Annotated in this window: 15 protein-coding genes and 2 rRNA genes (1 of these 17 only partly in view); 7 read left to right on the top strand and 10 right to left on the bottom strand. The window is 50.8% G+C overall.

The window, feature by feature from the left end; translation table 11 throughout:
* Positions 1–6: 6 nt before the first annotated feature.
* Both ribA and EZV72_RS00975 read left to right on the top strand, forming a co-directional pair.
* Entirely contained in the window at positions 7–621 is a 615-nt protein-coding gene (gene ribA / locus EZV72_RS00980; protein ID WP_137165488.1) for a GTP cyclohydrolase II, read from the top strand.
* Between the two features lie 179 nt (positions 622–800).
* Complete coding sequence (locus tag EZV72_RS00975; protein WP_137165487.1) at positions 801–1,934, top strand: DUF3300 domain-containing protein; 1,134 nt, start codon at positions 801–803, stop codon at positions 1,932–1,934.
* Positions 1,935–2,021: 87 nt separating this feature from the next.
* On the opposite strand, the gene EZV72_RS00970 is transcribed toward EZV72_RS00975, so the two are convergent.
* Both EZV72_RS00970 and EZV72_RS00965 read right to left on the bottom strand, forming a co-directional pair.
* Positions 2,022–2,888: an ATP-grasp domain-containing protein gene (locus EZV72_RS00970; RefSeq protein WP_137165486.1), complete on the bottom strand. Its 867-nt coding sequence runs from the start codon at positions 2,886–2,888 to the stop codon at positions 2,022–2,024.
* Positions 2,889–2,932: 44 nt separating this feature from the next.
* Positions 2,933–3,451: a hypothetical protein gene (locus EZV72_RS00965; RefSeq protein ID WP_137165485.1), complete on the bottom strand. Its 519-nt coding sequence runs from the start codon at positions 3,449–3,451 to the stop codon at positions 2,933–2,935.
* A gap of 117 nt (positions 3,452–3,568) precedes the next feature.
* Between EZV72_RS00965 and EZV72_RS00960 the strand changes: the two genes are divergently transcribed.
* Genes EZV72_RS00960 through EZV72_RS00950 form a run of 3 tightly spaced genes read left to right on the top strand, consistent with a single transcriptional unit; the run spans position 3,569 to position 5,974 of the window.
* The gene (locus tag EZV72_RS00960; RefSeq protein WP_137165484.1) at positions 3,569–4,450 is read left to right on the top strand and encodes a mechanosensitive ion channel family protein; all 882 of its coding nucleotides are present in this window, start codon (positions 3,569–3,571) and stop codon (positions 4,448–4,450) included.
* The gene (locus tag EZV72_RS00955) at positions 4,447–5,415 is read left to right on the top strand and encodes a CorA family divalent cation transporter (RefSeq protein WP_137165483.1); all 969 of its coding nucleotides are present in this window, start codon (positions 4,447–4,449) and stop codon (positions 5,413–5,415) included. Before EZV72_RS00960 ends, EZV72_RS00955 begins: the two co-directional genes overlap by 4 nt.
* A gap of 19 nt (positions 5,416–5,434) precedes the next feature.
* A complete protein-coding gene (locus EZV72_RS00950; RefSeq protein ID WP_137165482.1) occupies positions 5,435–5,974 on the top strand; it encodes a DUF6436 domain-containing protein in 540 nt (179 codons plus the stop codon).
* Here EZV72_RS00950 and EZV72_RS00945 read toward each other — a convergent pair.
* The 4 genes from EZV72_RS00945 to EZV72_RS00930 all read right to left on the bottom strand — a co-directional run bounded on the left by EZV72_RS00945 (position 5,957) and on the right by EZV72_RS00930 (position 13,193).
* Positions 5,957–6,898: a histone deacetylase family protein gene (locus EZV72_RS00945; RefSeq protein ID WP_137165481.1), complete on the bottom strand. Its 942-nt coding sequence runs from the start codon at positions 6,896–6,898 to the stop codon at positions 5,957–5,959. The genes EZV72_RS00950 and EZV72_RS00945 overlap by 18 nt on opposite strands.
* A complete protein-coding gene (locus EZV72_RS00940) occupies positions 6,895–8,736 on the bottom strand; it encodes a bifunctional acetyl-CoA hydrolase/transferase family protein/GNAT family N-acetyltransferase (protein WP_137165480.1) in 1,842 nt (613 codons plus the stop codon). Before EZV72_RS00940 ends, EZV72_RS00945 begins: the two co-directional genes overlap by 4 nt.
* 159 nt (positions 8,737–8,895) lie before the next feature.
* Positions 8,896–12,021 (bottom strand): efflux RND transporter permease subunit, encoded by a 3,126-nt coding sequence (locus tag EZV72_RS00935; protein ID WP_137165479.1) that lies wholly within the window; start codon positions 12,019–12,021, stop codon positions 8,896–8,898.
* A 20-nt stretch (positions 12,022–12,041) separates the two neighbouring features.
* Positions 12,042–13,193, bottom strand: a complete 1,152-nt coding sequence (locus EZV72_RS00930; RefSeq protein WP_137165478.1) for an efflux RND transporter periplasmic adaptor subunit — start codon at positions 13,191–13,193, stop codon at positions 12,042–12,044.
* A gap of 106 nt (positions 13,194–13,299) precedes the next feature.
* On the opposite strand from EZV72_RS00930, the gene EZV72_RS00925 reads away from it, so the two are divergent.
* Entirely contained in the window at positions 13,300–13,920 is a 621-nt protein-coding gene (locus tag EZV72_RS00925) for a TetR family transcriptional regulator (protein WP_137165477.1), read from the top strand.
* Between the two features lie 50 nt (positions 13,921–13,970).
* Here EZV72_RS00925 and EZV72_RS00920 read toward each other — a convergent pair whose 3' ends face one another.
* Complete coding sequence (locus EZV72_RS00920) at positions 13,971–14,588, bottom strand: DNA-J related domain-containing protein (RefSeq protein ID WP_137165476.1); 618 nt, start codon at positions 14,586–14,588, stop codon at positions 13,971–13,973.
* Between the two features lie 144 nt (positions 14,589–14,732).
* On the opposite strand from EZV72_RS00920, the gene EZV72_RS00915 reads away from it, so the two are divergent.
* Positions 14,733–15,455 carry a DUF1499 domain-containing protein gene (locus EZV72_RS00915; RefSeq protein ID WP_137165475.1) on the top strand — a complete coding sequence of 241 codons (723 nt, stop codon included), beginning with the start codon at positions 14,733–14,735 and terminating at the stop codon, positions 15,453–15,455.
* Positions 15,456–15,472: 17 nt separating this feature from the next.
* On the opposite strand, the gene EZV72_RS00910 is transcribed toward EZV72_RS00915, so the two are convergent.
* The 3 genes from EZV72_RS00910 to EZV72_RS00900 form a co-directional block, all read right to left on the bottom strand.
* Positions 15,473–16,423, bottom strand: a complete 951-nt coding sequence (locus EZV72_RS00910) for a GlxA family transcriptional regulator (protein WP_217495170.1) — start codon at positions 16,421–16,423, stop codon at positions 15,473–15,475.
* Between the two features lie 1,648 nt (positions 16,424–18,071).
* Positions 18,072–18,187: ribosomal RNA gene (rrf, locus tag EZV72_RS00905) — 5S ribosomal RNA — on the bottom strand.
* Positions 18,188–18,326: 139 nt separating this feature from the next.
* Positions 18,327–20,100 (bottom strand): 23S ribosomal RNA (locus EZV72_RS00900) (it continues 1,103 nt past the right edge of the window).

The following is a 20,100-nucleotide window of genomic DNA, read 5'->3' as shown; positions in this document are numbered from 1 at the left end:
TGTCTCATGACCAGTACCCAACCAAAATATGAATATGTGAGCTCAGCACGACTGCCTACCCGCTTTGGCGAATTTAAAATTCACGGCTTTGTTGAGGCCAGTGGACAGGAACACATTGCGCTCTCCTATGGCTCATGGGAAGCCGGTGATACGGTTCCTATTCGTATTCACTCAGAATGTCTGACCGGGGATTCTCTGTTCAGCACACGGTGTGACTGCGGATTTCAGCTTGAAAAAGCACTGCAGAATATTGTGGACCATGGCCGTGGGGTCATTCTGTACTTACGGCAGGAAGGGCGTGGCATTGGCTTGCTCAATAAGATTCGTGCCTATAATTTACAGGACAGCGGTATGGATACGGTAGAAGCCAACGAACATCTGGGCTTTGATGCTGATCTGCGCAGTTATGATATTTGTAAACTGATGCTCGACACCCTCAATATTGGTAAGGTGGAGCTGATGACAAACAACCCTAAAAAGCTCAGCGCGCTGAAAAATCTGGGTATTGAAGTGGTCGCCCGTAAGCCGATTGATCACGGTCTGACCAAAGACAACAAGCATTATCTGAAAACCAAGACAGAGAAGCTGGGTCATGAGTTCGACCCCCACCTGTTCAAATAAACCACGCTTTTCCATTCCGGCTTTAATGCCTGTCTGAGCGCTGCCGGGCCTCTGCCCGGTTTGGGCTTGCTTAAGAGTTGATTCAGTTTCTGTTAAGCCCCGTATGTATATAACTACCTTATGATGTTACCGGCAATATCGCCGGCAATGGTTCAGCAACGCGCTGGTAAGGAGTTTGTATGAAAGCCCCCACGCTAAGTTTACTGATAAGCCTGTCGGTGGCGGCGATGCCCGGCATTTTGCCGGCTCAGGCCGCCGGCACGGTGTCTGTGTCTACCTCGGTACACACGGATTCTCACGAAGAACTGGACAGCTTGCTGGCCCCGGTTGCCTTGTACCCGGACACGGTACTTACGCATGTTTTGATTGCCGCTACCTATCCGCTGGATGTGGTTGCTGCCTGGCGCTGGCAGCAAAATCATCAGCATTTATCAGACACACAGATTGAGACGGCCATGTCTGGCTATCACTGGGACCCCAGTGTTAAAGCCTTGCTGCTGTTTTCTGATGTACTGGGCATAATGGCGCAGGATCTGGACTGGCTACAGGCACTGGGCAATCATGTTGTGGCTGATCAGGCCTATGTACTGGGCCGGGTGCAACTATTGCGGGACAAAGCGCTGCGAGCCGGCTACTTATCCAATAACAGCTACCAGCAAGTGAGCCATAACCACAATACCATTGTGATCACCTCGGTACGACCGCACACCGTATATGTGCCGTTTTATGATACACGCAGGGTATATGGCGCCTGGTGGCATCATCGGGCGCCGGTATACTGGCATCATCCCGGGCACTATCGCCGTGCCGGCAGCTTTTACTACAGTCCGGGGATCCGATTTTCAGCCAGTTTTGATTTTGGCGCTATTCACTGGCGCAATCGCTATGTGGTGGTAAACCGTCAGCCTGTACGTCGTTATCATTCGCCGGTTAAACGGGTTCGCTCCAGTGACTATCAGCGCTGGGAGCACAAGCGCAGGGCGCCGGTAAAAGTGGTACGCAGCTCTGAGCGCGGGGCGCGCCATATTACTACGCCGCCGCGCCAGCAATTAACGCCTCTGCCCGGGCAGCGGGTGGTAAAAAGTCGTCATAACGGCACGGTCCACCGGTTTGACAACAAGCCGGTTAAACAGCCAGTGATTATTAATCAATCTCGTCAGGAAAAGCCAGCCTACACCCAGCGCCAGCAAACAATGACACGTCAGGGCGATAGTCTGCGCCGGAACGAGCAGCGCCAGGTAAAACACCGGACCAGTCCAGCGGCCCGCCAGCAAGGTAGCGCTCACCGCGACGGACGCACCATCAACCGGTAGTCGTCAGGCCGGAGATACGCCAGCGCGCACAGTCAACCGACCGGCACGGATGCCACCGGCCGTATCAACGTCACTGATACGGCCACCTTACTCCCCTAACGTGTTTAGCACCGCTTCAACAAATCGGCGGGGGGATTTTGTGTCCAGCGTAAAATACAGTGACGGCTCAATCAGTTCGACCTCCATCACCGCCCAGCTGCTGCCATGGCGCACGAGATCTAACCGGGCATACAAGGCTGGCTGTGGCAGTGCAGCCAGAGTTGCATCGCCAATAGCTTGCATATCGGACTGGGCATTCACCAGCACCATGCTACCCCCATGTTCTTCCTGAACCCGGAAGTCTCCCGGTGCAGGGCGTTTAACAATGGTATGGCTCAGCATCCCGCCAAAATAAAATAAAGAATACTCACCCTCTTCGTTAATAGCCGGCATAAAGGGCTGAATCATATGGCTACGGCCGCCAAAACACTGCTGGAGATCGGATGTTGCTTGCTGCAGATCATGCCGGGTTAACCTGAACGTATCATCGGCATTGGCACTGACGGTGGGCTTAATCACCAGCGTATCGGTGTTGAAGGTGTCAAACTGCGCTTGTGTACCGGCCAGACAAAAATCACGTTGCCAGCAGGTAGGAATAACCGGAATGCCTTTGGCCTCCAGATCCTGAAGATAGCGTTTATCAAGGTTCCAGCGTTGCAGAGCCAATGGATTTTCCAGCCGTGTCTGGCTGGCAATGGCCTCCAGACAGTCAATAAACGCCTGCGCATGCTGCTGATAGTCCCAGGTACTGCGTACAATCACCATGGCATACTGCTGCCAGTCAGTCTGCTCGTAAGCATGCCAGGATACAGTATCCACCTGCCATCCTGTCTCTGCAAATACCGGCACCAGCAGTTCGTCATAAACAAAAAAGTCTTCCAGATTATCGGTCGACAAAAACGCCAGTTTCTTCATTTGCTCTCCTGTTTGGCGCACGGTCGTCAAAGCATCAGCCACGGTTAAAATTCAACCACCAGTTGTTCACTTTGCACATGAATGTCCGTGGGGATCTGATTGGCCAGAAATGGCAGTGAAAAGGTACGAAAATCCACCAGCATAATAAACGGAGCAGGTTTGTTTTTTATCTGCTCAATGCGTTTGAGTAAATCCCCACTGGCCGGCCCGGTTTGTTCCAGTACGGTAAACTCAGTGACCCGGGGTTGCTTGATTTGCAGGGTACGGTTGCCCTTTTGATAATCCAGCTGACCGGTCAGTGATACCCGGGCTTTTACGGATTCGGCGTCATCATCAGCGTCAATGGTCAGTGCCACAGCTACCTCATTATTACCGATAAAACTTAACGTCGGGCTGGTCATCAGTAAATCAACACCCTGATAGGTATTGCGCTGCGGAAAAGCCATTCTAACCATCTGATTAGCATCGGTTTGTGATAACCGCATCACAAATGCCTCAGCCTTTGACAGGCTGCCACAGACCAGCAGTAACACTATTGATAAACATGAAGCTATGCGTCTCATCCATTTTGTCCTTTATTATTCCAGGCTGCGTTATTATCTCAGGAACAGACTATCTGTGGTAATGATTTTATGGGCTGGTTATAGTGGCAGCATCATTAGCCAGGACGCGCCCCTATCATGCCCGAATCGTTAACCCAACTGCTGTCGTTTACTGTGTTTACCTTCAACAAACACCCGTTTACGCTGGGTGAAGTATTACTGGTACCGGTACTGGTGATTGCCGGTTGGTGGCTGGTTGGAAAACTGGCCCACCTGGCCACATTCCGGCTGCGCAAAAGTGGGGCCAGCGCTGACAGTGTGCACCTGTTCAAGCGCATCTTTTATATTATTGCGCTGGCACTACTGACCATTACCACACTGGATATTCTGAACGTACCGCTGACCGCATTTGCCTTTTTGTCCGGCGCTATCGCCATCGGCTTCGGGTTTGGTGCGCAGAATATTATCAATAACTTTATCAGTGGCTGGATTTTAATGTGGGAGCGGCCCATTCGCATTGGCGACTTTCTGGAGGTGGATGGCGCTCGCGGCAGTGTAGAAGCCATTAATACCCGCTCCACCCGCATTCGCCGCGTGGACGGTGTGCATATGCTGATCCCAAACAGTAAATTACTGGAAAACACCGTGATTAACTGGACCCTGATAGATTATCTGACCCGTACCTCGGTGGTTGTAGGGGTGGCCTATGGCTCGCCCTCACGCGAGGTCGCCGCGCTGATTGAACAGCAGGCGCTAAAGCAGGAACATATCCTGAGCGAACCTAAACCAGTGGTGATCTTTCAGGATTTTGGTGACAGTGCGCTGATTTTTGAAGTGCTGTTCTGGGTAAATGCCACAGCAGAACGGGATTTACGCCAGCTCCGTAGTGAATTGCGCTTTGCCATTGATGATGCGTTTCGTGATGCTGGTATCGTTATCTCCTACCCTCAGCGCGACGTACATCTGGACGGAACACTGATCATGCAGCAAGCCGCGCCACATCAGGAACGGCAGCCATGACACCCGCATCCGCTTTGTTATGGGCACTGGACGTAGATGCTCAGCAACGCATTACCCATGTAGCGCCAGACTCCCTTAACCAACCGGTTGCTCCCGGCAGCTATCGCTGGCTGCATATTCAGTGCGATGGTACTGACGCCTACGAGGTGATGGCGCACGCCCGGCTACCAGGTCGGGTGGCAGATACACTGGCGGCTCCGGAAACCCGACCCAGAGCCTTTAAAATGGAGCATGGTACTGCGGTATATTTACGGGGTATCAATAAAAATCCGGGCTCTGAGCCCGAGGATATGATTTCTCTGCGGGTGTGGTTGTCTGACAACCTAATTGTTACAGCACGTCGACAGGGAAAGTGTCTGCAATCTGTATCTGACACCCGCTCGCAGCTGGAGCAGCAACAAATAGCACCTGGCCCGACCGAACTGCTGACTACCTTAATTGCCAATATGGCAGACCAGACCCGGGATACCGTCGATACCATGGACGACCTGCTCAACCAGTTTGAACTGCAGGACAGGATTGAGAAAAAACATCGGATTCAGCTCGGCGTTCTGCGCCGTCAATCGGCAGCCATTCGCCGTTATCTTGCCCCGCAGCGCGATGCGCTGGATGCACTGCTACGCACTGAACAATCGCTGAGTGCCGACCAGGCGCATGATCTGCGTGAACAAACTGACCGGTTTAGTCGCTATGTGGATGACCTGGAGCTTATTCGCGAGCGCACCATTGTGGTTCTTGATGAAGTACGTAACCGGATTGCTGACCAGCAGGGTATGCGCATGTATGTGTTATCTCTGGTGACCGCTATTTTCCTGCCACTGTCTTTTTTAACCGGTGTATTTGGCATGAATGTCGCTGGTTTGCCAGGCACTGAGTCACCCGATGCTTTTGATACCCTGATGACGGCCATGGGCGGACTGGCGCTGGTGATGCTGATTGCCATGCTGTGGCGCAAATGGTTGTAGCATCCCCTCCGGGTATGGCATGAACCGAAAGTGGCTGGTCTGGGCTGGCATAATAATATGGGCAGTGAGCTTACTGGCCGGCTTGTGGCTGTATAGCCGACAGCAGCTGACCGCGTTTGACCCGGCGCAAAAGCTGGCTAGTGCGGCCAGCCAGCCCGACTTTGACACCCAATTTGTGGCGCGCCTGAATCAGGCAGGTATCACAGCTCGTTCCATTATCCATATTCAGCCTGCTGAGCCCTGTTACTGCAATGCACTGACCCAGATTCATCAACAGGAGCTCACCGCCGCGCTGCCCGGTTACACGGTACATAATACGACCCCCCGACAGCTTGGTGATACAGGCGATTTACTGGCCGCATTGCCTGCACTGGCTATTATTGATAAAGATAACCGACTGCGTTACCTGGGTCCTTATGCCACCGGATTCGGGTGTCTGACCGGCAATACTCTGATAAACCAGATTACCGCTATTGTGCACAGCCCGGTTAGCCCCATGGCCACGGTGGTCACCGATGCCACAGGCTGTTTTTGCACGCCGTCAGGCGCCGCCGGTTAGCTGCCCGTCACCGCTGAGCCCTTTTAAATGCGCCACCACACTGCGTCCTAAAGCGCTCAGGTCGTAGCCGCCTTCAAGGCTACTGACAATACGCCCGTGACAACATTCATCAGCCAGTTTTCTGACTTCATGGCTAATCCATTTGTAGTCATCTTCGGTCAGGCGAAGGTGCGCCATGGGGTCTTCAGCATGGCCGTCGAAGCCGGCCGATATAATAATCAGTTGCGGCTGAAACGCCCGGATTCGCGCAAACCAGCCAGTCACAGCGCGTCGAAATTCAGCGCCTTTCGCGCCGGCCGGCAGCGGTACCGCCACAATATTGTCCTGGCACCGGGTCAGATCGCTAAAAGGATACAGCGGGTGTTCAAAGGATGAACAGAGTAAAAAGCGATTATCGCCCTGCACTATGTGCTGTGTGCCATTACCGTGATGCACATCAAAATCGACAATGGCAATTCGCTGCAAGTCATACTGCCGGGCGGCATAACAGCCGGCCACTGCCAGATTGTTGAACAGGCAAAAGCCCATGGCTTTGTCATGTTCAGCGTGGTGCCCGGGCGGCCGTACCATACAAAACGCCTGACGATCAGTGCCTTGCATCACCCAGTCAACAGCATTACAGCACGCCCCGGCCGCATACCGGGCCGCACTCAGGGTGTGCGGGGTCATGGCGGTCTCCTGATCAAGCCAGATGGTGGCGGTTTCAGGAGACCGATCAAAGATCGTCTCGACATAGAGCGTATCGTGGGCCAGACACAAGGTTTCCTTATCAGCCTGCGTCGCATCAGCATGCTCACAGGTCATCTCCAGCCCTGAGGCAATCAGCTGATCATCAATGGCATAAATACGGTCAGGACTTTCGGGGTGATCCGGCCCTAAATCGTGTAACAGACAGTCCCGGCCACGAAAAATACGCACCGTCATGGTTGCTCCTCCAGGTTAAGCACCAGCTCCACATCACTGGGATCATCAGAAAAACGGCGGCGGAATCCATGCTGCTCAAAAATAGTGATCATGGGTTTGTTATCAGCCCTGACGTACGCCATCATTTTGCTGATTTTGCGCAGGCGGGCGATATCAATGAGCTGGGCAAGCAGCCGGGTTGCCATGCCCTTGCCCTGATGGGTTTCGCGGGTCACAAAGGCCGCCTCGCAGGAATTGTCCTGCGCATAATAATAGAACCGTCCCACTGCATGGATGGTAATCCGTGAGCCATCCTGGCGTACAATACACAGCCCCGCATCGGTTTTCTGATCCACACTGACCAGATTGCACGATTTTTCCCGGGACATTTGTTTGGGGTCGTAGTTATAACGAAGGCGCAGAGTTTCTTTGGTATGAGAGTAGAAAAATTCCTGCAAGCGGCGTTCATCAGCCGGGTTAAGCGGACGCAGGTAAAAAGTTTCGTTATCCACCACCATTTTTTGCAACTGTATGTCACCCAGTTCAGGAATATCGGTCGGATACTTTTCCTGATAATGCGGTACCCAGTAGTGGGTTCGGACTTCTTCGAGCAGTTTGGCCCGAAACTTCGGGTGAGCCACCCGAATCAGCTCCAGCGCCCGCTCCCGGATGCTTTTGCCTTTTAGTGAGGCCACCCCGTACTCAGTGACAACATAATGCACATTACCACGCGAGGTAACTACCCCAGAGCCTTCGGTGATACTTGGCACAATACGCGATACGGTTTCATTTTTTGCTGTAGAAGGCAGGGCAATAATCGGTTTGCCGCCTTTACTGATGGCCGCGCCTGAAACAAAATCCACCTGCCCGCCAATACCTGAATAAAAATCATAGCCCAGAGAGTCAGCGACCACCTGCCCGGTTAAATCCACCTCCAGGGCACTGTTGATAGAGACCATCTGGTCATTTTTTGCAATATTGGTGGGTTTATTCACATAGCTGCTGGCGTAAAACTCAATATGCGGGTTTTGATCAATAAACGCGTAGAGCTTATTGGTCCCTATAGCAAAACTGGTCACAATTTTACCCGGGTGAAAGGTTTTTTTACGGTTGGTCACCGCGCCTGATTCGATCAGCTCAATGATGCTGTCGGTCAGCATTTCACTGTGTATACCCAGATCTTTGTGATTACACAGATACTTGAGGGTTGCACTGGGGATCTTACCAATACCAAACTGCAGGGTAGAGCCATCTTCAACCAGCATAGACACATACTGACCGATTCGCTCAGCCTGTTTGTCGATGGGCGGAGGGGTCACTTCCACCAGTGGTTCATCAGCTTCGATACAGGCACAAAACTCGCTGACATGCACATAAGAGTGGCCCGCCGTGCGCGGCACATGCTGGTTTATCTGCGCCACAATACGCCGGGTATGACGTACCGCAGACATACAGATATCCACCGATGCTCCCAGCGAGCAATAGCCAAATTCGTCCGGCGGGCTGACGTTAATCAGCACCACATCCAGCGCCAGTGTGCCGTCGGTAAACAGGCTGGAAATCTCTGACAAAAAACACGGTGTATAATCGGCCCGGCCTTCATCCACGGCCCGGCGCACTTCATCGCCGCCGATAAAAAACGTGTTCACCTTAAATAGCTGCCGATGCTCTTCACGGGCCCACCGGGTATCTCCTAAAGCCAGGCCGTGCACCATTTCAATGTCGCTGAAGCCAGCACTGTGATCAATCAAATCCTGCACCAGTGCATAAGGGACCGACGCATGGCCTCCCACAAACACCCGGCTACCGGATTTTAACAGCTCCCGCCAGTCAGGCCGGTCTGGTAAGCGTATTTCCATAACCCCATCCGCACACATCAGTTGTGTAAATATCATGCCACAGATGCCCTGCACTTACCGCCTGAATCCCATAGGCGATTAGTCGTAGAGCGGGTCAAAGGCGACAAAAAAAGGCAGTGAGGTTGCCCGCACTGCCTTTTTTATCATCGCTTTTTGCTGCTAGTGGTTATCGTCATGTTCGTGCTGCTTCACTGCTTTTTTATCAAACAGTCGCTCTACAAAGACATAGAACATGGGCACAAAGAATATGGCCAGGAACGTAGCTGCAAACATACCGCCCATTACCGCAATACCAATGGCATTTTGACTGGTGGCGCCAGCTCCGCTGGCCAGTGCAAGCGGCGTTACCCCCAGAATAAAGGCCATTGAGGTCATCAGGATCGGACGAAAACGTTGTTTGGCCGCCACCGAAACCGCAGTCATCAGATCTTCACCTGCCTCGAACTGTTCTTTGGCAAATTCCACAATAAGGATCGCGTTTTTGGCCGCCAGCCCTACCGTGGTCAGAAACGCCACCTGTAGGTACACATCGTTAGGTAAATTAAACAAAAATGCAGCGACCACAGAGCCCAGAATACCCAGCGGTACAACCAGCATCACCGCAAAGGGTACCGACCAGCTTTCGTATAGGGCTGCCAGACACAGAAAGACTATCAGGAATGATACGGCGTACAGCATTGGAGCTTGTGAACCTGCTGCTTTTTCCTCAAAGCTGAGTCCTGACCATTCAAGATCAAAACCATCTGGTAGCTTCTTCACCAGCTCCTGCATAATGGCCATGGCCTCACCGCTGGATACACCCGCAGCAGCTCCCCCCTGAATATTCACGGATGAAACGCCGTTGAATCGTTCCAGTTTTGGCGACCCATAATCCCAGTTAGATGAAGAAAAAGAACTGAACGCCACCATGTCGCCATTGTTATTACGCACATACCATTTATCTAAATCTTTTGGTGCCATACGATGTGACGCATCGGCCTGCATATAAACTCGCTTTATCCGGCCATCGTCAATAAAATCATTCACGTAAGCCGACCCCCAGGCTATTTGCAGGGAGTTATTAATATCACTGAGCGAGACGCCCAGCGCAGACGCTTTTTCATTGTCGATATCAATTTTAAACTGCGGAACATCACTTAGTCCGTTAGGTCTGACCCCAGTCAGTTTAGAATTCTGCGAAGCCATACCCAGTAACTGGTTACGGGCATCCATCAATGCGTCGTGACCGTTGTTACCCCGGTCAATCAGCTGTAAGTCAAAGCCGGTGGCATTGCCCAGCTCACGAATGGGCGGCGGCATGATTGGAAAAGCCTGCGCGTCTTTGATTTGACTGAAAGCCCCAAATGCCTGTTGTAAAACGGCAAATGCACTTTGCGACTCATCCCGTTCTTCCCAGTCGTTGAGGTGAACAAATCCCATTGCCGCATTTTGTGCCGCGCCAGCAAAGCTAAAGCCTACTACGGTAAACAAATCATGGGTCACATCACCTTTTTCTTCTAAGAAGAAATCTTCAACCTGTTTGACCGACTCCAGTGTCCGCTGTGCAGTCGCTCCCGGCGGCGCGTTTACCAGCACCATTAATGAGCCTTGATCTTCATCCGGCAGAAATGCACCGGGCAGGCGCATAAAAATGAACACCATGCCGGCAACCAGCACGCCATACACCACCAGGTAACGCTTGAATCTGGCAGCAATATGGTTGGTTGCCTTTTGATAACGATCGCGGCCTTTATTGAAGTTACGGTTAAACCAGCCGGCAAAGCCTTTATCTTTGTCTTTGTTCGGATCGTGCTTTTTAAGTAGCGTGGCACACAACGAGGGCGACAGGATAATAGCCACCAGTACCGAAAACGCCATAGCGGACACAATTGTGACTGAGAACTGGCGGTAAATCGACCCGGCCGAACCGCTGAAAAAGGCCATAGGAATAAACACTGTCGATAGCACCGCCGCAATTCCTACCAGAGCACTGGTGATTTGCCCCATCGACTTTTTCGTCGCCTCTTTAGGCGACAAGCCTTCTTCTTCCATGATGCGCTCAACGTTTTCCACCACCACGATAGCATCATCAACCAGCAGGCCAATCGCCAGTACCATGGCAAACATTGTCAGCACGTTGATACTGAATCCAAACACATAGAGTACGCCAAAGGTACCCAATAGCACCACGGGTACCGCGATGGTTGGTATCAGGGTCGCCCGCCAGTTTTGCAGAAACAGCAGCATGACCAGAAACACCAGTACGACTGCTTCAATCAGCGTATGCACCACAGACTCAATAGACAGTTCGATAAACGGCGAGGTATCAACCGGAAAGACCACTTCAACCCCATCAGGTAACTGACCTTTTAGCTCACCGATACGGCTTTTTACTGCTTCAATGGTTTCCAGTGCATTAGCACCAGAAGACAGGCTCACAGCCATCCCGGAAGCAGGTTTACCTTTGTAACGAGTTATATAACTGTAGTCTTCAGAGCCGAGTTCAACCCGGGCAACATCTTTAAGGCGAACCTGAGAACCGTCAGTATTGACCCGTAATACAATATTCTGAAAATCTTCTTCGGTACGCAGCAGTGACTGGGCCTGAATAGTCGCATTAATCTGCTGGCCTTCCACTGCCGGCATTCCACCTAACTGACCGGCAGAAACATCCGTATTCTGGGTTTGCACCGCAGCCTGCACATCCACGGGTGTCATATTATAGCTGTATAATTTCTCAGGGTTTAGCCAGATGCGCATAGAACGCTGTGCACCAAATACCCGCACACTGCCTACGCCGTTAATGCGGGATACCGGATCACGAAACTCTGAAACCAGCAGGTCACTCAAATCAAACTGGGATTGTTGGCCGTCTGTGGAATAAAAACCAATCACCAATGCAAAAGTATCGTTACCTTTGGTTACCGTCACGCCTTGTTGCTGCACCGAATTAGGTAGCAGGGAGACGGCACTTTGCACCTTGTTCTGGGTTTGAACCTGCGCGGTATCCGGATCGGTACCTGGCTCAAAAGTCAGGGTGATTTGCATACTGCTGCGTTGCGAACTGGAAGAAAAATAACGCAGATTATCAATGCCGTTAAGATTCTGTTCGATAATCTGCGTGACCGAGTTTTCCACGGTATTTGCCGACGCGCCCGGGTAGCTTGCATCAATTTTTACCGACGGTGGGGCAACCTTCGGATACTGCTCGATAGGCAGATTGTTGATGGCCAGTACCCCGGTCAGCATGGTGATAATTGCCAGTACCCAGGCAAAGACGGGTCTGTCTATAAAAAAACGTGCCATAAGTCTTTATTCCTGCCGGGTTAACCTTGCTGACCAGATTGTTTCCATGGCTGCGGATTAACTTTCGCACCAGGTTTAACTTTTTGATAGCCTTCAATAATCACTTTATCGCCTTCAGTCAGGCCACTGGTGACCAGATACTGATGCTGATAACTACGGGGAGTTTCAATAGTACGGGCTTCAACGGTATTGTCTTTACCCACTACATAGACAACCAGAGAACCGTCAGGCTGACGGGTAGTGGCCCGATGAGGAACCAGCAAACCTTCATCCTGCGACTTGATTACGTTAGCTTTAACAAACAAACCGGGCATCAGTACACTATCCGGGTTGGGTATAACAGCCCGCAGCGTGACACTGCCGGTTGTTTCATCCACCGTGACCTCAGAAAACTCAAGCTGGCCTTTCTTGTCATACATGGTGTTAGACCCTTCATCTAAAACCACTTCAACCGGCATATGTTGCTGGTTGCCCGTCATGGAGCTACGCAGTTTAACAATCGCTTTACCAGAGTTCTGCATATCAACAAACACCGGGTCCAGTTGCGTAATGGTAGCTAGTTGTTGTTCCTGGTTTGCTGTAACCAGAGTGCCCACAGTGACAAATGAACGACTTATCTGGCCATTTATCGGAGCATACACTTTGGAGTAGTCTACATTTACTCTGGCCAGTTCAATCGCCGCTTCAGCAACACTGATCTGAGCTTTAGCCTGATCAGACTGTGCTACCACATCATCGTATTCCTGTTCACTGATGGAATTTCGTGAAACCAAGTCTTTGTAGCGTTTTTCTTTCGCCTGTAGCGCTTTAAGGTTAGCCTCAGCACTTCGCAAATCCGCTTTCGCACTTTCCAGCTCGGCTTTATAGCGAGCATCATCAATCTGATAGAGTTGCTGGCCTTTTTCGACCACAGCGCCTTCTTCAAACAATCGTTCGGTAATTACCCCGGCGACCTGCGGACGCACCTGAGACTGACGGTACGGTGTGACCCGGCCGGGCAGAGACAATATATCTGGAACAGTAGCGCGTTTAATGGTCATAACCGACACCGCCGTTGGAGGTTGCTGAGCGCCACCCTGAGATGCACCGGCCTGCTCAGACTGTTCTGAACACCCCACTACAACCAGTAACGACAATACCGCAGCAAAAGAGTAAAAAATTTGCTTCTTCATTGATTACTATTCCCGAATATACACTGGACAAAAAGGCTCTGAACCTATACCTTTTTAAAGATACGTTCTTGTATGTATGTTGTCAAACCAAGTAGGATCCATTCCGATGCGCCGCACAAAAGAAGAAGCCGAGCAAACCAAACAAGCTATCCTCACCGCCGCAATCAATGTATTTTCAGAGCGCGGGGTAGCTAAGGCTTCTTTAGAAGAAGTAGCCAAAGCTGCCGACGTCACACGTGGCGCGGTGTACTGGCATTTCAAAAACAAAATTGAGATTTTCGACGCTTTGCACACAGAGCTGCACACGCCTTTTATTCAACGTATTCTTGAAGGACTGGAAGTTGAGCACCCCAACCCTGTTAGCCAGTTACAGGATATCTGTACGAATCTTATACTGGAGCTAGATCAGGACGAACAGCTATGCAAAGCGATTCGCCTTTTCATGTTCAAGTGCGACTACTCTGGTGATTTGGCTCAGTGCAAAGAACGCCATAATCTGCAAAAACTTGAAAAACTGAAAGTTTTTGCTGCTTATTTTGAAAAAGCCAGATATCAGAAAATGATATCGGTTAATGCCAAACCCAAAATACTGGCTTTGTCAGTCAATTGCTTTATTCGCGGCGTAGTGACCGAGTACCTGGAATCACCACAGGAATTCAACCTACAGGATGACCTGCCGTTGATGATGCAACTTTTCTTTGACAGTATCCTTAATGCCGACGGCTAAATCCGCTCAACGTACCAAAAAACACCATGAGTGGTCAGTGAACAACCAGGTCAGACCGCGAATGGAACCAGAATCTGGTATGCCCAGCTGAGTTGTTGACTGGAGGCACTGGAGCCGCCTTTGTCCGGATGGTGTTTGTGCTGTTGTTTGCGATACAACTTTTTGAGGGTGCTGAAGTCCAGTGTTTTAATATCCGGCACTTCAAGAATTTTGCAGGCTTTTTGACATTCAAGCTGACTGGCCAGCCCGGTTGATCCCGACATCATTTGCCAGAACCGGTCAAGCATGTTGTGAATATCATGCTCTGTGGTGCTTTGGAGCTGAGATAAATCCAGATAATACGCACGCATCGGATCAGGCTTCTGCAGCGAAGCCTCAAAAGGCTGCCAGTCAGATAGTTTAATGTGAGTCGCAACAATATCCAGACAACCAATATGCTGCTGATGCCACTTATCTGCCAGCTGATACAGACAATGAAACAACATAAAGTGGGCCTGAAACAAGGTATGAGAATTTTGCATCGCATCTTTATCAAATAAATAATGCGGCGCACCGGCAAGTCGCTGAATCAGGTCATATTCGCTGATACCTTCTTGCAGCCAGTGTTGATGTGCTTCTAGTGAACTGGTCAGTACACTCAGATAGTCCTGCAGGTTGTTATTGTCCATAGGAATGGCTAACTCCGCGGTTGTTGTCTTATCGACACTGACTACTTTACACCCTTTAACCACTAAGCGCGTGATCAGAATGACCAAATTCAACGTTTTGTTTTATGATGACCTTGTTTGCACTTAATTATCAGGAGCTTTAGCTTGAGAACACTTGTCGCCCTAACCAGTACTATTGGCTTTTTAATGGTAGTCCTGCCTGGCCCGCTATACCAGTTTATCGGTATTGATTTAGGCCTGGCGTTCACTATGCTTCGTTATGGTGTGTTTGTCGCTGGCGCTGCGATTATCCTGATTATTCTGCAGGCACTACTGATGCGTAAGTCAATTCGCTGGGGAAGCACAACCCTGTATGCCATCATGGCACTGGTCGCTGTTGCATTGCCGGTAAGTATGATGGGCAAAGCCAGTTCGGTGCCCGCAATTCACGATATCACCACTGATATTACTAACCCGCCGGAGTTTGTCGCTATTGCCCCGATACGGGCCGACGCCCCCAATGATATCAACTATGCCGGAGGTGAAGTGGCTACTCAGCAACTTAAAGCGTACCCTGAAATCAGAACTCAGCTATTTGCCCAGCCGATTGAACGTGTTTATGCTGCGGCGGAGCAGACTGTGGATGCAATGGGGTGGGAGCGAGTATCAACTGGCGCAGATGAAAACACGATTGAGGCGACTGACACCACACTGTGGTTTGGATTTAAAGATGATGTCGTGATTCGCCTCACAGCAAAAGATGATGACACCCTGGTGGATATGCGCAGTAAATCCCGGGTAGGCAGAAGTGACCTGGGCAAAAATGCTGAGCGAATAAACGCCTTTATGGATGCATTAAGGCAACGCACAGATGCATCAGTCCAGTAATCATCTGTTTGCCGGGGCTATCTCCCCGGCTTGGTTCCGTGTTTATTAAAGCGTTGCCTGAATGCTGTTGGAGTCAGCCCCAAAATTCGCTTAAAGACCTTTCTGAATGCTGCCACGTTGTAATACCCCACGCACAAACTAATATGCTCGATGGTGCTGTTGTCTGATTCCAGCAAATCGCAGGCTTGCTGGATTCTGACCGCCTGTACGTATTCTTTTACTGATAAGCCGGTTGCTGCCACAAACCGCCGCTGCAAAGTTCTGGTTGAAAGATGGATGTAATTTGCCAATATCTGGTTATCAAGATGCAATTGCATATGCTCAGCGATGTAGTGCTGAGCTTCAATAACCGGTTTATCGCCATGGGAAAAGTCCGGGGTAAAACGACGGTAAAAAAGCTGCTCTCTGGCACCGGTATCAACAACCAGCCATTTACCGGTTAACTGCATTTGTCTGGCTGACGCGGACTGACCTACAATTTCCAGACCCAGATCAATCCAAGACATCATTCCGCCGGATGTGATCACGCTACCTTCATTAATCAATATCGCATCCGGTTGCAGTGACAAGTGACTAAAACTATCCTTAAATTTACCGGCTAACCCCCAGTGGGTAGTACATCGTTTATTATCCAGTAACCCCGCACGGGCCAGAATAAACGCACCAGCACACGCCGAAGCAAGCACCGCCCCTGCTTCATAGTGAGATATCAGCCATCGACACAGTGTATCTGCAGGCTGTACATAAAATGCATCGTCTAAAGCCGGTGGAAGCAAAATGTAATCTGCCGGTGGAACAGGCTCATTCGCTATCTGATCAGCATTCACAATTGAACACGTAAACTGATGTCCTTGCTCAAGAGTCAGCGCAGCGTTGTTACTCAGTGCAAACAATTCCTGCAGCCCATGCACCGCCGATACAGACGCGCCGGGATAATTAACAACAATAATACGGGTCATAGTCATCATACTAAGAATGTTCCCCTTCATTGTAGCTAAAACAGCTTTTAAAAGTTGATGTGTTCCCACCCGTCGTCCCGGAATCGCGTAGCGATATCCGGGATCTCTTTTGAGAGCATGACTACCTATCAAAGATGAAGTTTTGAATCAGCCAGAGTGTTCACGAGATCCCCGTTTTCACGGGGATGACGGGAGAGTCGGAGATCTCTGCTTTCGCAGGGGCGACGGTATAATAGAGATTCCCTTTTGCACCGGGATGACGTTTTACTATCCCTCCCGTCGTCCCGGAATCGCGTAGCGATATCCGGGATCTCTTTTGAGAGCATGACTACCTATCAAAGATGAAGTTTTGAATCAGCCAGGCTGTTCACGAGATCCCGGTTTTCACGGGGATGACGGAAGGTTGTATCAGGGAGCTTTATGGGAACATGGCTACCTATCAAAGATGATGGTTTGAATCAGCCAGGCTGTTCACGAGATCCCCGTTTTCACGGGGATGACGGAGAGTCGGAGATCCCTGCTTTCGCTGGGGCGACGGTATAATAGAGATTCCCTTTTGCACAGGGATGACGTTTTACTACTCATCCCGTCGTCCCGGAATCGCGTAGCGATATCCGGGATCTCCTTGGGAACATGGATACCTATAAAAAATGATGTTTTACATCAGCCAAGCTGTTCACGAGATCTCCGTTTTCACGGGGATGACGGAAGGTCGGAGATCTCTTCAAATAAATGATGCCTTCCACTCTCGTCGTCCCGGAATCGCGTAGCGATATCCGGGATCTCTTTTGGGAGCATGACTACCTATCAAAGATGAAGTTTTGAATCAGCCAGGCTGTTCACGAGATCCCCGTTTTCACGGGGATGACGGGAAAGTCGGAGATCCCTGCTTTCGCAGGGGCGACGGTATAATAGAGATTCCCTTTTGCACAGGGATGACGTTTTACTATCCCTCCCGTCGTCCCGGAATCGCGAAGCGATATCCGTGATCTCCGTGGGAACGTGACTACCTATCAAAGAGGATGTTATGCATCAGCCAGGCTGTTCACGAGATCCCCGTTTCACGGGGATGACGGAGAGTCGGAGATCTCTGCTTTCGCAGGGGCGACAGTGTATTTGGTGTGTGTACAAGGAATTCATTACTCTTTGATAATACGACTCTCACATGGGGGCGGTGAACGGTGAGCGTAGCGAACGAGGGGTGCCGGTGGCACGCCGAGAGTGAAGCGCGCGAGGCATGGATGCCGAGCTGGACTATGCTTCAGGGATGAATAGATACTACAGATATCAGGCGGTGATAAGTAACCCGAACAGCCCAGATGGGTTGGGTTTTCATCTGATGTAGCGCAGCATGCTGCGCATAAACGAAAAAAGCCCACTCAAATGAGTGGGCTTTCTCGTGTAATGAGGAGTCTGGCGGTTCACTTCGTGACGAGAACGACTCTCACATGGGGGCGGTGAACGGTGAGCGTAGCGAACGAGGCATGGATGCCGAGCTGGACTATGCTTCACGGATGAATAGATACTACAGATATCAGGCGGTGATAAGTAACCCGAACAGCCCCGATGGGTTGGTTTTCATATGATGGGGCGCAGCGTGCTGCGCATAAACGAAAAAAGCCCACTCAAATGAGTGGGCTTTCTCGTTTAAATAGGAGTCTGGCGGTGTGCTACTCTCACATGGGGAAACCCCACACTACCATCGCCGCTAATACGTTTCACTTCTGAGTTCGGAATGGGATCAGGTGGGACCGTATCGCTATGGCCGCCAGACAAAAACTGGTGGTTACCGATGTGTCATCGATAACATACAATCTGGAAAAAACTGATATTCAATCAAAAGTGAGTAACGCTACTCTATATGTTTAGCTTGTCACTACAACCTTCACAGCCTGCGGCCGCTTTGGGTTGTATGGTTAAGCCTTTCGGGCAATTAGTACAGGTTAGCTTAACGCCTTACAACGCTTCCACACCCTGCCTATCAACGTCGTCGTCTACAACAACCCTTCCAGACCTTAAAGGTCAGGGATGACTCATCTCTGGGCCGGCTTCCCGCTTAGATGCTTTCAGCGGTTATCCGTTCCGAACGTAGCTACCGGGCAATGCGATTGGCATCACAACCCGAACACCAGCGGTTCGTCCACTCCGGTCCTCTCGTACTAGGAGCAGCTCCCATCAATCATCCAACGCCCACACCAGATAGGGACCGAACTGTCTCACGACGTTCTAAACCCAGCTCGCGTACCACTTTAAATGGCGAACAGCCATACCCTTGGGACCGACTTCAGCCCCAGGATGTGATGAGCCGACATCGAGGTGCCAAACACCGCCGTCGATATGAACTCTTGGGCGGTATCAGCCTGTTATCCCCGGAGTACCTTTTATCCGTTGAGCGATGGCCCTTCCATACAGAACCACCGGATCACTATGACCTACTTTCGTACCTGCTCGACGTGTCTGTCTCGCAGTTAAGCTAGCTTATGCCATTGCACTAACCTCACGATGTCCGACCGTGATTAGCTAACCTTCGTGCTCCTCCGTTACTATTTGGGAGGAGACCGCCCCAGTCAAACTACCCACCAGACACTGTCCTCATCCCCGATAAAGGGACTAAGTTAGAACATCAAACATACCAGGGTGGTATTTCAAGGTCGGCTCCGTATGAACTGGCGTCCATACTTCAAAGCCTCCCACCTATCCTACACAAGTAGGTTCAATGTTCAGTGCCAAGCTGTAGTAAAGGTTCACGGGGTCTTTCCGTCTAGGTGCGGGTACACAGCATCTTCACTGCGATTTCAATTTCACTGAGTCTCGGGTGGAGACAGCGTGGCCATGGTTACACCATTCGTGCAGGTCGGAACTTACCCGACAAGGAATTTCGCTACCTTAGGACCGTTATAGTTACGGCCGCCGTTTACCGGGGCTTCGATCAAGAACTTCGCTTACGCTAATCCCATCAATTAACCTTCCGGCACCGGGCAGGTGTCACACCCTATACGTCCTCTTTCGAGTTTGCAGAGTGCTGTGTTTTTAATAAACAGTCCCAGCCACCTGGTCACTGCGACCCCCAAAAGCTTACTGCGTAAAGCATTCACCTTCAGGGGCGTACCTTCTCCCGAAGTTACGGTACTATTTTGCCGAGTTCCTTCACCCGAGTTCTCTCAAGCGCCTTAGTATTCTCTACCTGACCACCTGTGTCGGTTTGGGGTACGGTTCATATAATCATAAGTTTAGAAGCTTTTCCTGGAAGCAGGGCATCAACAACTTCACTCCCTTGGGAGCTCGTCTCGTGTCTCGACCTTGAAGAACCGGATTTTCCTGATTCTTCAGCCTACTCACTTTCACCTGGACTACCAACGCCAGGCTTGCTTAGCCTTCTCCGTCCCTCCATCACTGATTATACAAGTACGGGAATATTAACCCGTTTCCCATCGACTACGCATTTCTGCCTCGCCTTAGGGGCCGACTTACCCTGCCCTGATTAGCATGGGACAGGAAACCTTGGTCTTCCGGCGTGCGGGTTTTTCACCCGCATTATCGTTACTCATGTCAGCATTCGCACTTGTGATATGTCCAGCAAACCTTACAGTTCACCTTCATCCACTTACACAACGCTCCCCTACCCAGCATGTAAACATGCTGCCGCAGCTTCGGTATATTGCTTAGCCCCGTTACATCTTCCGCGC

The sequence above is a fragment of the Salinimonas lutimaris genome (genome assembly GCF_005222225.1).
GTDB lineage: Bacteria > Pseudomonadota > Gammaproteobacteria > Enterobacterales > Alteromonadaceae > Alteromonas > Alteromonas lutimaris.
This window is presented reverse-complemented; position numbering and strand designations above follow the sequence as displayed.